The organism is Ignavibacteriota bacterium, assembly GCA_016218045.1.
Taxonomy (GTDB): Bacteria; Bacteroidota; Ignavibacteria; order SZUA-365; family SZUA-365; genus JACRFB01.
Window position 1 is genome coordinate 112,493 of sequence record JACRFB010000063.1, and the last position, 19,028, is coordinate 131,520.

Sequence of the window (19,028 nt, forward strand, 5' to 3'; positions counted from 1 at the left end):
GGTGAATAATAGCGGTCAGGAAACGGACACTTCGACCGTACCTTTCGGTGCTTCGCCTTTCACCGGACGGGCGGCCGAGAGGCGCACGGTCTGGTGTTTCTCCTCGTGCGAGATATCGGCGAAGATCGGGAGATGTTTGACCGCGAAGCCGAACACCCAGAAACCGACTGTCACCACTGCAAGCGACACAAAAATCTCGCCGACGGAGGGGAAATACACGCCACCGTAATACGGTTCAATCGAAGTGAGCGCTACGTTGAGGCGGTTGGTGACAAAACCCAGCACCACCGACATGGCGCAGAGCGACAGGCCGAGACGCGTCTGCCCGAAGCCACGGATGTTGAAGAGCACGATCGGCAGGACGAAGAACAGGGCGAGTTCCACGAGCAGCATGATTGTTTGCAGCGAGCCGTCGAGAAGCGCGAACTTGTTGCCGTGCACCATGTCGATCAAACGCATGGTTACGTACACAGTGGCGACACCGATCATTGCGCGGGCAAGGTCTCGCAGCAATGGCGTCTCGAGCGCCTTGTTAAAGACACGCGCGCTGAGGTACGACTCGACAATGGTCATCGCCAGGCCCACGGTGACGGCCGACACGAAGAAAAACACCGGCAGCATCGGCGAGTACCAGAAGGGATGCATTTTCTCGGGGATGATGAGATAGAGACTGCCAAGCGAGGACTGGTGCAGCATCGACAGGAGGATGCCCGCGACAACAAGCGGTATCGTGATGGCCTTCATGATCTTGAGCAGGCGTGTCATCTTGAAGCGCTCGAGCACCACCGGACTGAATTCGAGGGCAAGCACCGTGGTGTAGAGCATCACACACCAGGCCACTTCGAACATGACCGAATGAGGATTCCACATGATGATCGCATGCCAGATCGACCAGGGACGTCCGAGGTCGAACATGAGACCCACGATCACGAGCAGATAACCGAGGAAGGCCGTCAGTACCGTCGGACGGACGATGGCCTTGAAGCGTTTCAGATTGAACACGTACACAATACCGCACAGAGTGAATCCGCCGGCGGCCAGACCCACTCCGGTGACAACATCGAAACCGATCCAGATGCCCCACGGTGCGGCATCGGAGAGATTGGTGGCCTTGCCGAGCCCGAAGGCAAAACGCATGACGGCCGAGACGAGTCCGCCGAGCACAAAAAATGCGCCGAGGATCTTCCAGAAGGACAAGTGTTTTTTCAGGGATATCATGGACGACCTCACTTCGTGCTGTTGTTATTGCGTTGGGATTCTTCGAACCGCTTCACTTCTTCGCGACGATGCGTGATCCAGTAGATCGCGGAGAAGGCCGCTCCCGCCGTCACAACAACGTCGGGCAGTTTGGAAAGCACATTCCACGTTTTCTGCGGAAGCGCTTCGGATCCGATTTCGGTTTTGAATCCCAGTTTCTCGAAAGGCACGCTCGAGAGGAAGAGAACGGACATGCCGCCAATTTCCTTTTCGCCATAGATACGATGGACGTAGTTGTCCGGATTCTCGCTGATGCGGCGGTGCGCCTCGGCGAGCAATTCGTCGCGTTTCCCGAACAGCGTCGCGCCTGCGGGACACGCCTCGCTGCAGGCCGTCGGCTGTCCCTTCGACGTGCGTTCGTCGTAACACATGGTGCATTTACGCACGCGGGGATTGTTGCTGCTCCACTCGTACTTCGGAATGTCGAACGGACAGGCGAGCATACAATAGCGGCAGCCGAGGCACTTCGAAGCGTCGTAGTTCACCGGGCCGGCCTTGGTCTTTTCGAGCGCACCGACGGGGCACACCGAGCCGCAGGCGGGCTCGTTGCAGTGGCGGCACATGCGGCGGACCCAGGTATCGCCGTATTGTTCGAGCGTCGTGAAATTCTTTTCGTTCAGATTGCGCGCCTCGATCTCGGGGAACCCGTGCGATTTCTGGCAGGCTGTACGGCATTCGCCGCAGCCCACGCACTGGGTGATGTCGATGAGAAGGGCATAGGACATTGTACTATCCTTGAAATTGTGTGGGTGGTATCAGTCGTCGTGTGGTCAGGGGAATTGCGGACAGGGAAGAGTCCCGCGGCCGCTGAGCCGGGGCCTCCATCATTTCCTCAGCGGAGAAATTCCTGTTCGAAGGTGTGCAGAGCTTCAGTGTCGAGATGTTCGAGCGAACCGGCAACCGCGACGCCGCCGTCGAGCATGGTCTCGCCTGCAAACGCCGGCTGCATCGCCTTCGCATGGAGGAATTCGCGGAAACGCGCCGCCTCATTCCTGATCCACGTCACAGCACTCTCGGCGATCGACATCACGGAGAGGTTTGCCGCGAGCTGATCCGGCGCCACCGAAAACAACCAGCCCTCATCATATGGATTCGCGTCGATGAGCGCAGGGTTGTCGATCACATCGCGGTTGATCGCGATCACGGTGCCCGAAACCGGGGCGACAAGAGACAAAGCACGTCCGCCGCGGGACAGTGTGATCACGGGATCTCCCTGATTCACCTTCTGGCCGATGAATGGCAGTGTAACGTTCTCGATTGTGCCGAGCGCCTTCTGAATAAAATCATCAACACCAACAACCACATCGTCGCCGCCGCTCATGCGCGCCCACGTGTGCGCAGGATGGAAAAATATACCCTTGGGCATACGGACCACATCCGACGCCGCTCCCTGCGCCTTCAGGACGGGCGACATCAGCGGATACTTCTTGTGGCGGATCTGAATTACCAGATCGATCGTCAACAGGGTGACGACAAACAGGATGACGAATAATGCTACCATGACTGTGCTCCTAGAGGGTGTGTAAGTGCGTGTGGTGAATTTCTCATCAGATAACTGTTGAAATCATCCGCAATAAGCGCACCAGACTCGTTTGTCTCTTTTTCCGCATTTTTCAACACTTTTTTCTTACATCCCGACCGTTGACAATTCAGCGACTGTTGGATAATTCATCGGGAATCCAAAGGGGATTTATAAACCGAATGAAAATATTCACATATACAAAAAACGGTGCCGTTGAAATTATCAACGGCACCGTTGTGATATTCATCAGTACGTCAGGCGGATCTGAAGAGATAGAGGAACTTCCGGGGGAAGCGAACGGGCAGCAGACGAAGCACGGTGGTGAGTGGTCGCGTCAGAGCTAAGCGAGGGAATAATGCCATGAGCCGGAAATGTGTGAGGTAGGGTCCCTCTACCGAACACGTGCCATCGGGCTGCATGGCCAGAATATCAGCCCAGGAATGATAGACCCAGGAGTCCGTTCGCGAGTGCCCGCCGGAAAGATCGCTGTCGCCGACGAAAGCGACGACACCACCCGGAGCGAGGAGCAACACCATTCGGCGTATATAGTCTCGCACGTTTTCAATATCACGTGTATTCATCACACTCATGCCCAGCGAGAAGATGCAGTCGAATCTCTCGTTTGTTTCAAACGACAGCGCATCGGCGGCGATGAAGCCGACCTGCGGGAAGCGTTGCTCCGCGATTGCGATTGCACGTGCACTGATGTCGATTCCCGTCACCGTGCAGCCCGCCTCGTGAAACAGGCCGGAGTAATACCCTGTGCCGCAGCCTACATCGAGAACCCGCGCACCGGCTTTCAAACCGCAGATACCCATGATGGAGCGAACCGCCCCCATTGAAACTGCTCGGGGATAATAGGCGAATTCCGACGTGTTATAGAAATCGTCGTACTGCTCGCGAAGTCTGTCGGTATCTTTGCCGCCGCTGTTCATTCGTCGCGCGAAAAGTGAGTGGAAAGCCGGTTGTTTCCAAACGTGTGAAGTGGGATTTTGTAACACTTCGCGGTGCACGCCGGTATTAGGCCGATCCGTGCTGCCGTCCGCGCACGCCATTCCGATACTCCCGCCTGTCTCATTCCCCGGGGTTTCCCATGAGAACCATGTTCGACCGCATCATTCTTGCGTGCTGTATAACGCTCGCTCTCGCCGCCGCCTCGTTTGCGCAGAAGGGTGACGAGAAGAAAAAATCCGATGATCCCTTCTCGCAGGGTACCTTCACGGGATTGAAGTTCCGGGGCATCGGACCCGCTCTGACCTCGGGGCGTATCGTCGACTTTGCCGTGGATCCGGGCAACCGCGCGCGCTACTTTGTGGCTGTCGCATGCGGCGGCATCTGGCGCACCACAAACGCCGGCACGAGCTACGAACCGGTGTTTGACGGACAGATGTCGTTCTCGATCGGCTGTCTCGCCATCGATCCGAACAACCCGCACACAGTGTGGGCGGGCACGGGTGAAAACAACAGCCAGCGAAGTGTCTCCTACGGCGACGGTGTGTATCGCTCCGACGATGGCGGCAATACATGGAAATGTATGGGTCTGAAAAAATCGGAACACATCGGAAAGATTGTCATCGATCCGACAAATTCCCTTGTGGTCTACGTCGCGGCGCAAGGTCCGCTGTGGGGGCCGGGCGGAGACCGCGGCCTCTACAAAACAACGGACGGCGGCAAGACGTGGAACGCCGTGCTCACCATCAGCGAGAACACGGGCATGACGGATCTTGTCATGGATCCCCGCGATTCGAAGGTGCTGTATGCCGCCTCCTATCAGCGCCGCAGGCATGTGTGGACGCTTATCAACGGCGGTCCCGAAGCCAACATCTACCGCAGCACCGACGCAGGCGCAAGCTGGGACACGCTGCGCAGCGGCCTTCCCGACGGCGACAAGGGCAGGATCGGACTCGCGATCTCTCCGGTCAATCCCGATATCGTCTATGCAACCATCGAGGCGTCTGAAGGCAAGGGCGGTTTCTTCCGCAGCACTAACAGGGGCATGACCTGGGAGAAACGCAACGACTTCGTGTCGGATGCCGCGCAGTATTATCAGGAGCTCGTGTGTGATCCGAAGGATGCGGACCGCGTGTATTACCTGCACACGATTCTCATGGTCACCGACGACGGCGGCAAGAACTGGCGCGCACTCGGGAACCGCCACAGGCATGTCGACGATCATGCCATGTGGATCGATCCACGTGATCCCGCGTATTACCTCGTGGGCGGCGACGGCGGCATCTACGAAAGTTTCGATCGCGGTGCGACGTGGAAGTATGCACCGAATCTTCCCGTGACGCAGTTCTATCGCGTGGCGGTGGACAATGCCGAACCGTTCTATAACATATACGGCGGCACGCAGGACAACTTCAGTCTCGGCGGCGCGTCACGGACAAACAAATCCGACGGAATCATGAGCGAGGACTGGTTCCTCACCAATGGCGGCGACGGTTTTGAATCACAGATCGATCCCACTAATCCCGACATCGTGTACGCGCAGTCGCAGTATGGCGGACTCGTCCGTTTCGACAAGCGCAGCGGCGAGCGTCTCGACATACAGCCGCAGCCGGCGCCGGGTGAAGAGCCGTATCGGTGGAACTGGGATTCGCCGCTGCTTATCAGTCCGCACAATCCCTCCCGGTTGTACTTCTGCGCGAACCGTGTGTTCCGCAGCGACGACCGCGGCGCGTCGTGGCGTGCGGTCAGTCCGGATCTCTCGCGGCGTTTAAATCGCGATTCACTCCCCGTGATGGGCCGCGTCTGGCCGCCGGAAGCCGTCGCCAAAAATGCGTCCACATCCTTCTACGGCAACATCGTTTCCTTTGCGGAATCGCCACTGAAGGAGGGCCTGCTGTTTGTGGGAACGGACGACGGACTGATCCAGATGAGCCCCGACGGTGGCGCTACCTGGAGGCGTGTCGAGAGCGTGACGGGCGTGCCCGACCTCGCGTACGTCTCGTGTGTGCTCGTGTCGCAACATACCGCGGGCCGCCTGTACGTATCGTTCGACAATCACAAGATGGCCGACTTCGCGCCCTACGTGTACAGCAGCAGCGACGAGGGCAGGACATGGAAGTCCATCACCTCGAATCTCCCCGCCAACGGCGCTGTCTACACCCTTGCCGAGGATCACGTCAATCCCAACCTGCTCTTTGCAGGCACCGAGTTCGGCATCTTCTTCTCGAACGACGGCGGCGCGAAGTGGATACAGTTGAAGGGTGGAATGCCGCCCATCGCGATACGCGACATCGCGGTGCAGAAGCGGGAGAACGATCTCGTGCTCGCATCGTTCGGACGCGGCTTCTATGTGCTCGACGACTACTCCGCGCTGCGCACGGCCACGGCGGAACAGCTCGGCTCAGCCGCGGTGATCTTCCCTGTGCGTGATGCGCTGATGTACATTCCGAGCACGGCACGGTACAAGGGCTATCAGGGCGAAACGTTTTTCACCGCGCCCAATCCGGATTTCGGCGCGGTGTTCACGTATTACGTGAAGGACGTCCCGAAGACACGCAAACAACTGCGAAAGGAGGCGGAGAAGGAGGCGGCAAAGAAGAACGTCGCCCCGCGGTATCCAAGCATCGACGAGTTGCGCGCAGAGGACGAGGAAAAACCCGCGCAGTTCATCTTCACCATCACCGACGCCGCGGGTGCGCCCGTACGTCGTCTCTCGACCGCCGCATCAAAAGGCATACAGCGTATCAGTTGGGATTTGCGTTATCCGGATATCAGTCCCGTTCGCGACGTCTCGTCCGCCAACAGGGGATCGGGCATGTTTGTCACGCCCGGCGAGTATGCGGTCTCGCTGTCGCTGCTGCACAACGGTCTCGAGACGCCGCTTGCGGGACCCGTCCGATTCACCGCCCGCGTACTCAACAACACCACGCTCCCCGCCTCCGACAGGGCCGCGCTTGTGTCGTTCCAGAAGGACGTGGCCACACTGCAGGCCATTGTGCTCGCCGCCGACCGCTACGCCGGAGAGCTGGCGACACGCCTCGGTTACATCAAGGGTGCGCTTGAAACGGCGACCCGCGCCGACGCCGCGATGCGCGCGCAGCACGGAGCAATGGACAGCACGCTGCGTGTGCTGCGCCGCGCGTTGAACGGTGATCCGGCGAAGTCGCGCCGCAACGTGATAGAAGCACCATCCATCGTCGGCCGCCTGCAGAACATGGTGTACAGCCAGTGGTCGTCCACCTCTGCGCCAACGGGATTGAACCAGCAGGAATACCGTCACGTGAGCGCCGAGCTGCGCACCGTCATGGAGACGCTACGGCGGCTGGCCGACCGCGATCTGCCCACGCTCGAGAGGCAGCTCGATACCATCGACGCGCCGTGGACACCCGGCCGCATGCCCGACGTCGAAGCGATTCCAAAACGCTGATACGCGCCGTACTCATTCATCGATTTCGTACATTTCATAACGCAATTCGAGATGGCCGCACGCGCGGCCCCTATCACACCAGAAGCAGGAGCGACAGCATGCCCGAAGCACAATGGAAGGATTTCGAGACACTCGAGAGTTACATCGCCAAGGAGCAGTCGCTACACCCGCAGAGCCGCGGCGTGTTCTCGAATCTGCTACGGCGCATCGGCCTCGCGTCGAAGGTGATCGTGTCGAAGGCGCAGCGTGCAGGACTGATGGGTGTGCTGGGCGCGCATGGCAGCGTGAACGTGCAGGGCGAACAGCAGCAGAAGCTCGATGTCATCGCCAACGAAGTGCTGAAGGATACGTTCCGATGGATGGACTCCGTCTCGGGCATGGCTTCGGAGGAGGAGGACGATGTAATGCATCTGCCTCCGCGGCCGCATCACGAGAGCCGGTACATCGTGATGTTCGATCCCCTCGACGGATCCTCGAACATCGACGCCAATGTGTCGGTCGGTACCATCTTCTCGATACACCGCCGCATGAGCATCGACGGTGAACCCATGCTCGAAGACTATCTGCAGCCCGGCCACAGCCAGGTTGCCGCCGGCTACATCATCTATGGTCCAAGCACCATGTTCGTGTACACCACGGGCCACGGCGTGCACGGCTTCACACTGGACCAGGTGATCGGCGAGTATGTGCTGTCGCACGAGGACATTCGTATACCGGACGTCTGCAAATGTTTCTCGGCGAACGACAGCAACTATCACAATTGGGACGAACCCACAAAAAAATTCGCCGACCATGTGCGCTACAGCCGCGAAGGCCGTTACGCCAAGACGACGTCGCGTTACATCGGCTCGATGGTCGCCGATCTGCATCGCAATCTCCTGTACGGCGGCATTTTTATGTATCCAGCCGACGCCGATACACGCAAGGGCAAGCTTCGCCTGCTGTATGAGGCCGCACCCATGGCCATGATTTACGAACAGGCCGGCGGCGCAGCCACAACGGGCGAGAAGCGCATACTGCAGATCGAACCCGAGGAGTTGCATCAGCGCGTCCCGCTGATCATCGGCAACACCACGGAAGTGGAATTGTACGAAAAAATGCTGCGCGGCGAGGCGGCGCGGTAAAACATCCGTTCGTATCCCTGTATTTGAAGCGGGTTTGGCAATGCCGGACCCGCTTTTCCTTTTTTCGCAACTTTCGACGGTGTTCATCCGTATCTTGTCGATTCCTCACCCCGCCTGAACAACTTCAAGGATGAATCCATGAGAACGAGAGCCACCGTTGTTGTGCTGCTGCTGATCCTCGTCGCCGGCTGCGCGAAAAAAGAGGAGAAGGCCGCGATTATCCCGATGAGGGACTTCTTCAAGAATCCTGAAAAATCGTATTACCAGGTCTCGCCCGGCGGCGGCTGGCTCGCCTTCACCGCGCCGTACGAAGCGCGCATGAACCTGTTTGTGCAGGCGGTGGGATCGAAGGACGCGAAGCGCGTCACGTCCGTCACCGATCGCGACATCTCGAGCTACTTCTGGAAGGGCGACGACCGCCTCTGCTACGTGAAGGATTTTGGTGGCGATGAAAACTTCCACCTCTTTGCAGTGGACCGCGAGGGTACCGAGACCAAGGACCTCACACCGTTCCCCGGTGTGCGTGTCGAAGTGATCGACGCGCTCGAGGACCACGCCACCGACATGCTCATCTCGATGAACAAGCGGAATCCCCAGATATTCGACGCGTATCGTGTCAACACCGCGACGGGTGAGATCACTCTGGTGCAGGAGAACCCGGGCTCGGTCACGCAGTGGGTGACCGATCACACAGGCGCGCTGCGTGTGGCCATTGCCACCGACGGCGTCAACAGCAGTCTATTGTACCGCGATGGCGCGACGGGTCCGTTCAAGACCGTGCTCACGACCAATTTCAAGGAATCCTTCACGCCGATGTTCTTCACCTTCGACAACAAGAACATCTACGCCGCCTCGAATCTGAACAGAGACAAAGTGGCGATCGTCGAGTACGATCTCGCGGCGAACAAGGAGATCCGCGTGCTGTACGAGAATCCCGAGTACGACGCCGAGGGCCTGGGGTTCTCGCGTCTGCGCAAGGTGCTAACCGAGATCACCTACACCACTTGGAAATCGGAGCGGAAGATCCTTGACGCGCACACGCAGGACGTGTACGATGCCATCGCGAAGGAAGCGCCCGATATGCTCGTGTATCTGATTTCGAACGACAAGGCCGAGACGAAGTACACCGTGCGCACCGTCAGCGACCGTTCGCTCGGCGCCTTCTATCTGTACGATGCCACGGCGAAGACACTCACGAAGCTCTCTGATCGTGCGCCCTGGCTCGACGCCTCGCAGATGGCCGAAATGAAGCCCATCAAATACACCTCGCGCGACGGTCTCACCATACACGGGTACCTCACGCTGCCGAAGGGATCCGACGGAAAGAATCTCCCGGTCGTGGTGAATCCGCACGGCGGTCCGTGGGCGCGCGACGTGTGGGGCTTCCGTCCCGAGGTGCAGTTCCTCGCGAACCGCGGCTATGCAGTGCTGCAGATGAACTTCCGCGGATCCACCGGCTACGGCAAGGACTTCTGGATGAAGTCGTTCAAGCAGTGGGGCCGCACGATGCAGGACGACATCAGCGATGGCGTGAAATGGCTGACCGACGAAGGCATCGCCGATCCGAAACGCATCGCCATCTACGGCGGCAGCTACGGCGGCTACGCCACACTCGCGGGCATCACCATTACGCCCGATCTCTACGCCGCGGCCATCGATTACGTGGGCGTGTCGAACATGTTCACGTTCATGAACACTATTCCGCCATACTGGGAGCCGTACCGCAAGATGTTCTACGAGATGGTGGGCGATCCGAAGGCCGACAGTCTCATGCTCGCGGAAGTGTCGCCGGTATTCCTCGTCGACAAGATCAAGACGCCGCTGCTCGTCGCACAGGGCGCCAAGGATCCCCGCGTCAACGTGGAGGAATCGAATCAGATCGTGAACGCGCTGAAGAAAAAGGGCGTGGACGTGCAGTATATCGTGAAGGACAACGAAGGGCACGGGTTCCGCAACGAGGAGAATCGTTTTGAGTTCTACGATGCCATGGAGAAATTCCTCGATAAACATCTGATGGTGAAGTAGCTAGTAGATGGTAGATAGTAGGTTCTGTGAGGCCATGCCGTCCGAGAGGGCGGCATGGTTTTTTTACGGGGGATTGTGTGTGCATGGATGAGGGTGTGCATTGCCCGGACGGGAGATGGGAACGTATATTCGGATAATGAAATCGTGAATAGTTCTTTCGCGGGGGTGTCCATGCGTGGTCGTGCTGTGTGGTGCGGAGTGTGTGTGGGTGTCATGCTGCTGTGTGCAGGCGCGGTGCGGGCGCAGGACAGTTTCTTCGACCAGGCGTTGCGCGGGCCGCGCGGGGTGTGGTCCACAGGCATGGGACTGTCGGGCGTCGCGCGCGCGACACCCGTGGTGGGCTTCTCGTACAATCCCGCGGCGTTTGCGCACGCGACACGGACCACTGCGACGCTGTTCCGCGCGCCGACATACTCGTGCTGCGATCCGATCGTGCTCCGCACAGCTTCGGTGGTGACTCCCATGCCGCTGCTTGGGGGTGTTATAGGATTGGAGGTACTTGACGACAACTTTGGAGAAGTGTATTTCGGCAGCGATGGGAACCTCGGCCTGTATGCCGACTCACGGATTATCGGCGTCGCCCTCGGATTCGGCACATCTCTCGGCGAAGACGTGGCGATAGGCGCGGCCTTCCGCGTGTTGGAAAACACCATAGAAGCTGATCGACAGGAAAGTGGCCTGCACAGCACTGCTCATCACATCGGAATGAGCATTGGGGTGCAGTACAATCCCGACATCCTCGACAGACGGCTGCGGGCCGGTCTGGCGATCCTGGAAATGGGTCCGGAAATCGTGTACATCGACGAGGCGCAAGCGGACCCCGCGCCGACCTCGCTGCGTTTGGGTCTGGACGCGGAGCTTGTCGACGATGGCACCGTGTCGCTTCCGCTTACAGTGGAAGTGTCGAAGGGACTCATCAAGCGGGGGCACGAATATCGTGCACGTCCCTCCTGGGAGGCGCTGTTCAGCGACTGGAATGCGGTGCCGCGCGACATGGTGTTGCATCTCGGAATCGGATTCCTGTGGCGGCCACTCGCGCTCGGAAACGGGTGGACGTTCGCAACAGGCGTGGCCGTCGGCAATGCGAGTGTGGGACCGGAATATCCCACCCTCAATTTTCGCAACCAGTTCACAGCGTCGTACACCACTTCAGTAGAAAAAGACGGATACAGCGTGGAAGTGGGTGTGGCGACAAGCTGGCATCGATTGCCGATATACAATTACTCGGGGATAGAACCGCCCACGCTGCCGAACGACATGTTCGAGGCGACGGTGTCGGTGCCGTGGGCGCCGGGTGCCGCCACGATCGCCGCTGCTCCCGCCGTGGCGCTCGAGCACATCACACTATCCCTCGGCGCCGGTTTCCGCTCCTATAGCGGATGGGCCGCGCCCGCTGAGGGCATCGTGTATCGCGACGCGCTCGACCTGGAAGGCGACGCCTCCTTTGCGCTGTCGCCACACAGCGCCGTGGCCTTGACGCTGCAGCACACACGCGGCGACGTCGACGTAATGTTTCCGATGAACGAGACAGATCCGCCCGTCGTGTACGACACGTACCGGCATCGCGGCTGGACCGTGCTTTCGTCGTATCGGCTGCATCCGCTCGAGCAGTTCCGCGCGCTCTTCATCGGCGCGGGGGCCGGCATCGTCTACGACCAGCATGGCACCTCGAACCGGCTGCGCATGCTCGCTATGCGGAAGGCGCTGCATCCCGCCTTCGCCGTGGAGGCCGGTGTCGACTGGCCCGCGGCGGGACACCTTGTGCTCACTCCCCACGTGCGCTGGACACTCGTGCCCGGAAAAATCGAACACGGCGAACCACTGCGCCTCGGCGCGTATCACGCACTTTCTTTCGGTGTGCGTGTGGGATGGCGGGAGGGAGAGTAGGGAGTAGGGAGTGGGGAGTGGGGTAGAGGGGAAGAGTGGGAGACGGGTAGAGGGGGACAGCGGGAGAGTGGGAGAGCGGGACAGCGGGAGCAGGGATTGGCGGCGTGGTGATTTGCCAGTCAATATTGGCATAAGGAGCAATGACCACGAGTGTCAAGGTCTTGTGGATTTATTCCCGATCTGTTCCGACTGAAATCCGTATATTTCTCCACCGAAACATTTCGCTCCTCCAGGATTTCGTATGGCATTGACGGGATCTGTTGGTACCATCTCACACGCACGCAGGCTGTACTGCACAGGTAAAAACAGCACTCACGCAGCGCTGATTGCCATTGTAACCTGGATGATGTTCCCCGGCGCTGCCGCCGGACAGGATGTGCTGCTTCGCCGCACGAGTCCGGACCCGTACTTCGAGGAGAACCGCGGTCAGATCATGGACGAACACGGAAAGACGCGCCGCGATGTGCTCTTCGCCCAGCGTGACGGCGGTGCTTCTTTGTACCTGACGCGCGGCGGCTTCGAGTATGTGTTCGCGCGCGTGGAAAATCCTGATGCACCTGTCAGCGAAGCCACGGGCAGAGCCATGAGTGACCGTGATTCTCACCCGGTGATAACCGCGTACCAACGCGTGGACATGCGCTTCCGCGATCCATCGCCCTCCGTTCGTGTGCGAGGGATTGAAGAAAAGGACTACCTGCTCCACTATTACACCGTGGGTGCCGGACCGGACGCGGAGACCGTGCGCACCTTCGCGGGTGTCGTGTACGAGAACGTGTACCGCGGCATCGATCTCGTCCTGCGCGCGGAGCCGCGCGGGATAAAATACCACTGGGTTGTGCATCCAGGCGCGTCAGTCGGCGACATCCGTGTATTCTGGTCTGGAGCGGACCGGCTGCAGCAGGAGCCGGATGGGGGACTGCGTGTGATCAGCACACTCGGCGAACTGTCGGAGGCACCGCCCGTTGCCTGGCAGGACACACCGACGGGACGACGGCCCGTGCAGGTTTCATCTCGTGTGGTTGGAATGGACATACATCTCGACTGCGGGGACTACGATGCTGAACGCAAACTCACCGTTGATCCGCGTGTTATCTGGGCGACCTATTACGGTGGTGATCTGATTGATCGAGCGTGCGCGGTTGATACCGATGCCGATGACAACGTGGTTGTAGTTGGCGAAACAACAAGTCTCGCGGCCATCAGTACACCGGGCACATTTCAGGCAGTTCACGCCGGTGCCTGGGACGGTTTTATGGCAAAGTTCGACAGTGCCGGGAATCGACTTTGGAGTACCTACGTCGGTGGCGCAGCATCCGATAATCTTGTCAGTGTGTCCTGCGATGGAAGTGGCATCATGGCCGCTGGCTCCACAACGAGTGCGGGCATGGCGACGAGTGGTGTACATCAGACAACACTGGGGGGGATCGCCGACATACTGCTCCTTCGGTTTAGTGCTGCCGGTGTGCGCCTGTGGGCGACCTATTACGGAGGCCCCGGGGCCGAGAGCCCGAGAGCCGTATCGCCGGGAGGCGGCGGGCGGGTGCTTGTCTCCGCCAGAACAAACAGCGGCTCGGGCATAGAAATCGGTGGGAGCTGGGGTGGCTATTCGGGAGGCACCGACGGCGCTGTGGCGGTTTTCAACGCCAGCGGTGCTTTGCTTTGGGGGCGCTACATCGGCGGTCCCGATGAGGATCAATGCCACGGCATCACAACAGACGGTGCGCGCATTTTTGTCGCCGGTTCCACCCGGAGCACCACGGGGCTCGCAACACCGGGCGCCTTTCTCACAACGCAGCAAGGCGACTGGGACATGTTCCTGGCGTGTGTCGCGTACAACGGGACAATCGACTGGGCAACATATTACGGCGGATCCGGGCTCGAATCCGATATAGCCAGTGGCATCCGGTACACAGGCGGCAACCGGATCATCATCGGAGGAAAAACAACGAGCACCTCCGGTATGACCACAACCGGCGTATTTCAGGAGACGCATCAAGGCGGGAGCGCCGATGGATTTCTCGCCGCCTTCGACAGCGCAGGGCATCGACACTGGGGTACCTACATCGGGAGCGCAGGGTGGGAAAGCATCACCGGACTCGATGTCGACGCAGAAGGCGCCATCATGATCTTCGGTCAGGCCACGGCCACTTCGAGTCTGGCGAACTTCAACAATGTGCATCAGTCCACCCTCGCCACAGATGGACTATTTGTCGGGCGTGTGGAGGGAGAGGGGACGGATCTGCGCTGGTGTACCTTTTACGGCGGCTCACAGACATGGCCGGAAATGTGGGGTGCCTCGAACGGGTGTGTCGATCTCCGGGGTAATGTGTACGTCTGCGGGACCACAAACAGCCAGACGCTCATCGCCTACGGCAACCCGCATCAAGGCGCATTTGGCGGCGGATCCAGCGACGGCTGTCTTGCGAAATTTCTTGGAGGGAAGAATCGCATTGTGACCAGAGACGGTGCGCCTACGTATTGTGAGGGGGATACTCTCATCGTGCACTACGACCTCGCCGGCGTGTATGGTGATCACAATATGTTCCATGCGCAGTTGTCGGATTCGACCGGGAACTTCGGTGCGCCAGTCATCATCGGTTCGGTGAAATCATGGATGCAGGATTCCATCATTGCGGTGATTCCCGTCGGCACTCCGGGTGGTAGTGCGTACCGCATCCGTGTCGTGTCGACGAATCCCAGACTCGCAGGAACCGAGACGAGGGCCTTCCGTATTGTTCCGCTCCCTGTTGCCATTGTTGCACCTGCGGGCACCGTGTCGATCTGCGAAGGGCAGAGCTTGATATTACGTGCTGACAGTGCGATGAATTGCACGTACGTGTGGGAAGAGCAGACACGCGGTATGGAGGGCGTGGGTCCATCGCTACTCGTCACACGCACGGGAAAGTATCGCGTGGTGGTGACGAACACAGGCGGCTGCCGTGCCTGGTCGCCGTGGACGGAGGTAGTCGCTTCACCGCGTCCGCTCGCGACTATCACACCGTGGGATGTGCAAGGAGTCTGTGAAGGGGACAGCGTCGTTCTGTCAGGACCCGACAGCACAGGGTACACATTTGAGTGGTCCACCGGCGAAACAACACGTGTGCTCCGGGTGAGCAAGCCGGGACTCTATCGCCTTGTGGTGCGGAATGCCGCGGGGTGTTCGGACACGTCGGCACCCGTGCGCGTTGTCGTGTATCCGTTGCCGGTGTTGTCGGTGGCGGGGCGCGGGCGTGCCTGTCAGTACACTGTGTGGTCGTACCGAGTGACGAAACCCGCCGGGACGTCGCTCGTGTGGACGGCCACGGGCGGGGCGGTGCTGCAGGCACAGGGCGACAGCGCGGTGGTGCAGTGGACGTTGCCGGGGATGCGCATGGTGCAGGTGACATGCCGTGTGGACTCGAGCGGCTGCACGTCGACGGCAACGCTGCCGGTGCAAGTGGATGCATTCGTTCCACCCGCGATCGAGGCGGATCCGAAACACATCTGCCGCGGCAGCGAACTGCGGCTGAAGGTGCAGCGGGGCTACGCGCGTGTTGCATGGAACACAGGGGCGACGACGGACGAGATCGTTGTCCGCACCCCCGGCATGTACCGCGTGCGTGTGGAGACGTCGGACGGCTGCGCGGGCGAGGACTCGGTGCGCATCACGGTTGTCGATCCACCCAATGCACAGGCGCCAACCGACACGACGATCTGCGGCGAGTCGGAGGTGCTGCTTACGGGTGATGCACGTGACGGCACACCGCCGTACGGCTACCGGTGGATCGGTGAGAATGTGACAGACGAGTACGCGCGCACGACCACGGCCCGTCCGTCAACGGCGGGGATCTATGTGCTGGAGGTGACGGACGCGAACGGTTGCACGGGGCGCGACACACTGCGTGTGCAGAAGCGTGCGGCGCCGCCGGTGGGGATCCGCGCGCTGGGTGCGCTGCGTTTCTGTCTGGGCGACAGCGTGACTCTGGAGGCGGATGCGGGCTTTGTGCGTTATGAGTGGAGCGACGGACAGCGGGGCCGTCGCGTCGTGATCCGCCGTGCGGGCATGTATCATGTGCTTGCCACGGATACGTCGGGCTGCACGGCGCGGTCGGATCCGCTCACGGTGGAGGTGAAGGCGATCGCCGTGAACATCACTGCTCTGGGCCCGTTGCGTTTCTGCGCGGGCGACAGCGTGGTGTTGCGCGTGGAGGGCGCGCCCGCGCGTGTGCGCTGGAACACGGGCGATAGTACACGATACCTCGTCGTCCGCAGCACGGGCACGTACTGGGCGCGGGGCTGGGACACGTTCGGCTGCGAGGGGGCCTCGCTGCCGCTGCAGGTGACAGTGAATCCGCTGCCACGTGTTGCGATCGGCGGTCCGGCGAGTGTGTGCGCGGGCACAGTTGGCAGGCACTGGCTGCGCGAGGTGCGGGGATTGCGCGTACTCTGGCGCATCGAGAACGGGACGCTGCTCACCGGCGAGAATGCGGACACGGTGGACGTGCGCTGGTCCGTCGCGGGGAACGGCCGCCTCGTGCTCACGTGTACGGACACAACAACGGGCTGCACGGACAGCACGATTGCACCCATCATCATAGGGACCTCGCTCACTCCCGTGATCGTCGGTCCAACGGCCATCTGCGCGGGCGACACGGCGGTGTTCGACGCGGGGGACGGGTACGCGTTCTACACGTGGCGTAACGAGGCGGACAGCATTGTCGGCACCAGATCACAACTCCGCGTTACAACCGCGGGCCGTTACCGCGTGTTTGTGCGTGATGCGGGTACCTGCGAGGGGGATGCCTCGCACAGACTCATCGTTCATCCGAAGCCCGGTGTATCGATCGTCGGAGCCGCCTCGTTCTGCACGGGCGACAGTGTACTGCTCTCCGCATCGGGAACATTTATCCAGTATGTCTGGCGGAATGAATCGGATACTGTTGTCGGAAATACACCGACGTACACCGTTCGGACACCAGGTCTGTACACACTCGCCGTGACAGACGGGAACGGGTGTACAGCCCGCTCCACGCCGCACGCAGTAAGCGAACTCGCACACCCCGTCGCGGCGATCGCGGGACCTACGAGCGCGTGCAGCGGAACGGTGCAGAGGTATGGAACACCGCCTGGGACGGGCGTCGCATATCGATGGAGCGTGCTGAATGGCACGACGCTGTCCGCCTCCGATGCGGACACGTTCACCGTGCGCTGGGACGCGCCCGGGACGGGTCGTGTCGTGCTCACTGTCACGAACGCTGCGTGCAGCGCAAGCGACACACTGGACTTGACGGTGGGATCCTCGCTCACACCTTCCATCGCGGGCAGATCACGTATCTGCGCGGGCGACTCGGCCCTGCTCGATGCGGGCGCGGGCTACAGGAGTTACCTGTGGAGATTGCCGAACGGCGACAGCGCAGACACACGGTCGATCCGCATCGCGGCAACGGGTGTGTACACAGTGACCGTGTACGACGAGGGCGGGTGTTCAGGATCGGCGCGGCATCTCCTGCGTGTGGATGTGCTCCCCGCACCCGCGATCGCGGGTCCACAGGAGATCTGCGCGGGCGACACGGCGGTGCTCGATGCCGGTGTGTTCGCAGGTGTGTACACCTGGCGTGACGCAATGGGGACCATGCTCGGCGTGCAGCGCACACTCGCCGTCACACAGACGGGAGTGTTCACAGTAACAGTCACCGACACGAACAGTTGCACGGGCTCGTCGCCACCGCACGCGCTTCTTGTGCATCCGCGTCCATCAAAACCCGTCGTCACCCTCCGCGGCGACACCCTCGCCACCGTGGCGGGATACGCGTACCGCTGGTATCGCAACGACACACTCATCGCGGGCGCCGCATCCGACACACACATCGCGGCCTCACCCGGCTGGTATCACGTGTCGATCACCGACACTCACGGCTGCACGAACGAGGCGGATCCCATCGAATACACCGGCGCGGCGCGTGTGGCCACGGCGCACATCATCCTTCCATTCCTCGAGGCAGCTCCCGGCGAGCGCGTCGAGATCCCGGTCGTGATCGCCGCCTCCACGCACCTCGATGCGGCGGACGTGCGCTCGTTCCGTGCCACACTGCGCTACCACGCCGGCGTGCTCGCACCGATGGGTTCCACGCCGCCAGGTGTGTTATCCGGTGCCGAACGTCTCATCCCGTTCACGGCCGATACCGCGTCCCGTCCGCTGTCGCCCGGGCCCGTGTGGCCGCCGGTGGCGACACTCGTGTTCCGCGCGACACTCGGATCCGTGTCACAGACGCCGCTGACACTTGAGGACATGAACTTCGGCGCGACCGACGTCCGCGTGACGGTGCAGCCGGGCGGCTTCCGGCTCCTCGTGTGCAGAGAGGGAGGGGAGCGGTTGTTCTCGGACAGCGGGCGGCTTTCTATCGGACAGAACAGTCCGAATCCATTCAACGCGCAGACGACGATCGAGTACGAGACCATCGAGAACGGTCCGGTGTTCCTCGCCGTGTACGATCTGCTCGGCCGCGAGACCGCCGTGCTTGTCGACGCGCCGCTTGTGCCCGGCCGGCGCCGCGTACTCTTCGACGCGCAGGCCCTTCCCTCCGGACAGTACATCGCCGTGCTCCGCAGCGGCAGCGGTGTGCGCACGATGCGGATGGTTGTTGCGAAGTGAGGCGCGGGGAACGGCTTGACGATTGGACGATCAGATGATTAGACGATCAGACGATTGGACGATCAGACGATTAGACGATCAGACGATTGGACGATCAGACGATTGGACGATCAGACCATCCGCTTCCTCCGGCGATCCAAGCCGCGTATGCGCGATGCGCGAGAAAACTCCGACAGGGCGACCGGCGGTCGCCCGACACCGCCG

General features: G+C 60.7%; 9 protein-coding genes. 5 read left to right on the plus strand and 4 right to left on the minus strand.

The features are described from left to right. Positions 1–15 precede the first annotated feature (15 nt). From hybB to HY962_16720, 4 genes are all read right to left on the minus strand, one after another. On the minus strand, positions 16–1,218 hold the full coding sequence (gene hybB / locus HY962_16705; protein MBI5648573.1) for a Ni/Fe-hydrogenase cytochrome b subunit: 1,203 nt from the start codon (positions 1,216–1,218) through the stop codon (positions 16–18). An 8-nt stretch (positions 1,219–1,226) separates the two neighbouring features. Further along, a complete protein-coding gene (locus HY962_16710) occupies positions 1,227–1,982 on the minus strand; it encodes a 4Fe-4S dicluster domain-containing protein (GenBank protein ID MBI5648574.1) in 756 nt (251 codons plus the stop codon). A gap of 107 nt (positions 1,983–2,089) precedes the next feature. Continuing rightward, complete coding sequence (locus HY962_16715; protein MBI5648575.1) at positions 2,090–2,758, minus strand: glycine cleavage system protein H; 669 nt, start codon at positions 2,756–2,758, stop codon at positions 2,090–2,092. A 275-nt stretch (positions 2,759–3,033) separates the two neighbouring features. Further along, a complete protein-coding gene (locus tag HY962_16720) occupies positions 3,034–3,714 on the minus strand; it encodes a class I SAM-dependent methyltransferase (protein MBI5648576.1) in 681 nt (226 codons plus the stop codon). 167 nt (positions 3,715–3,881) lie between these two features. On the opposite strand from HY962_16720, the gene HY962_16725 reads away from it, so the two are divergent. The 5 genes from HY962_16725 to HY962_16745 all read left to right on the plus strand — a co-directional run bounded on the left by HY962_16725 (position 3,882) and on the right by HY962_16745 (position 18,824). Continuing rightward, a complete protein-coding gene (locus tag HY962_16725) occupies positions 3,882–7,157 on the plus strand; it encodes a glycosyl hydrolase (protein ID MBI5648577.1) in 3,276 nt (1,091 codons plus the stop codon). Between the two features lie 98 nt (positions 7,158–7,255). Next, entirely contained in the window at positions 7,256–8,281 is a 1,026-nt protein-coding gene (fbp, locus tag HY962_16730; protein ID MBI5648578.1) for a class 1 fructose-bisphosphatase, read from the plus strand. A 138-nt stretch (positions 8,282–8,419) separates the two neighbouring features. After that, on the plus strand, positions 8,420–10,306 hold the full coding sequence (locus HY962_16735) for a S9 family peptidase (GenBank protein ID MBI5648579.1): 1,887 nt from the start codon (positions 8,420–8,422) through the stop codon (positions 10,304–10,306). A 213-nt stretch (positions 10,307–10,519) separates the two neighbouring features. Then, positions 10,520–12,193: a hypothetical protein gene (locus HY962_16740; GenBank protein MBI5648580.1), complete on the plus strand. Its 1,674-nt coding sequence runs from the start codon at positions 10,520–10,522 to the stop codon at positions 12,191–12,193. 241 nt (positions 12,194–12,434) lie between these two features. Then, positions 12,435–18,824: a T9SS type A sorting domain-containing protein gene (locus HY962_16745; GenBank protein MBI5648581.1), complete on the plus strand. Its 6,390-nt coding sequence runs from the start codon at positions 12,435–12,437 to the stop codon at positions 18,822–18,824. Positions 18,825–19,028: the final 204 nt, after the last annotated feature.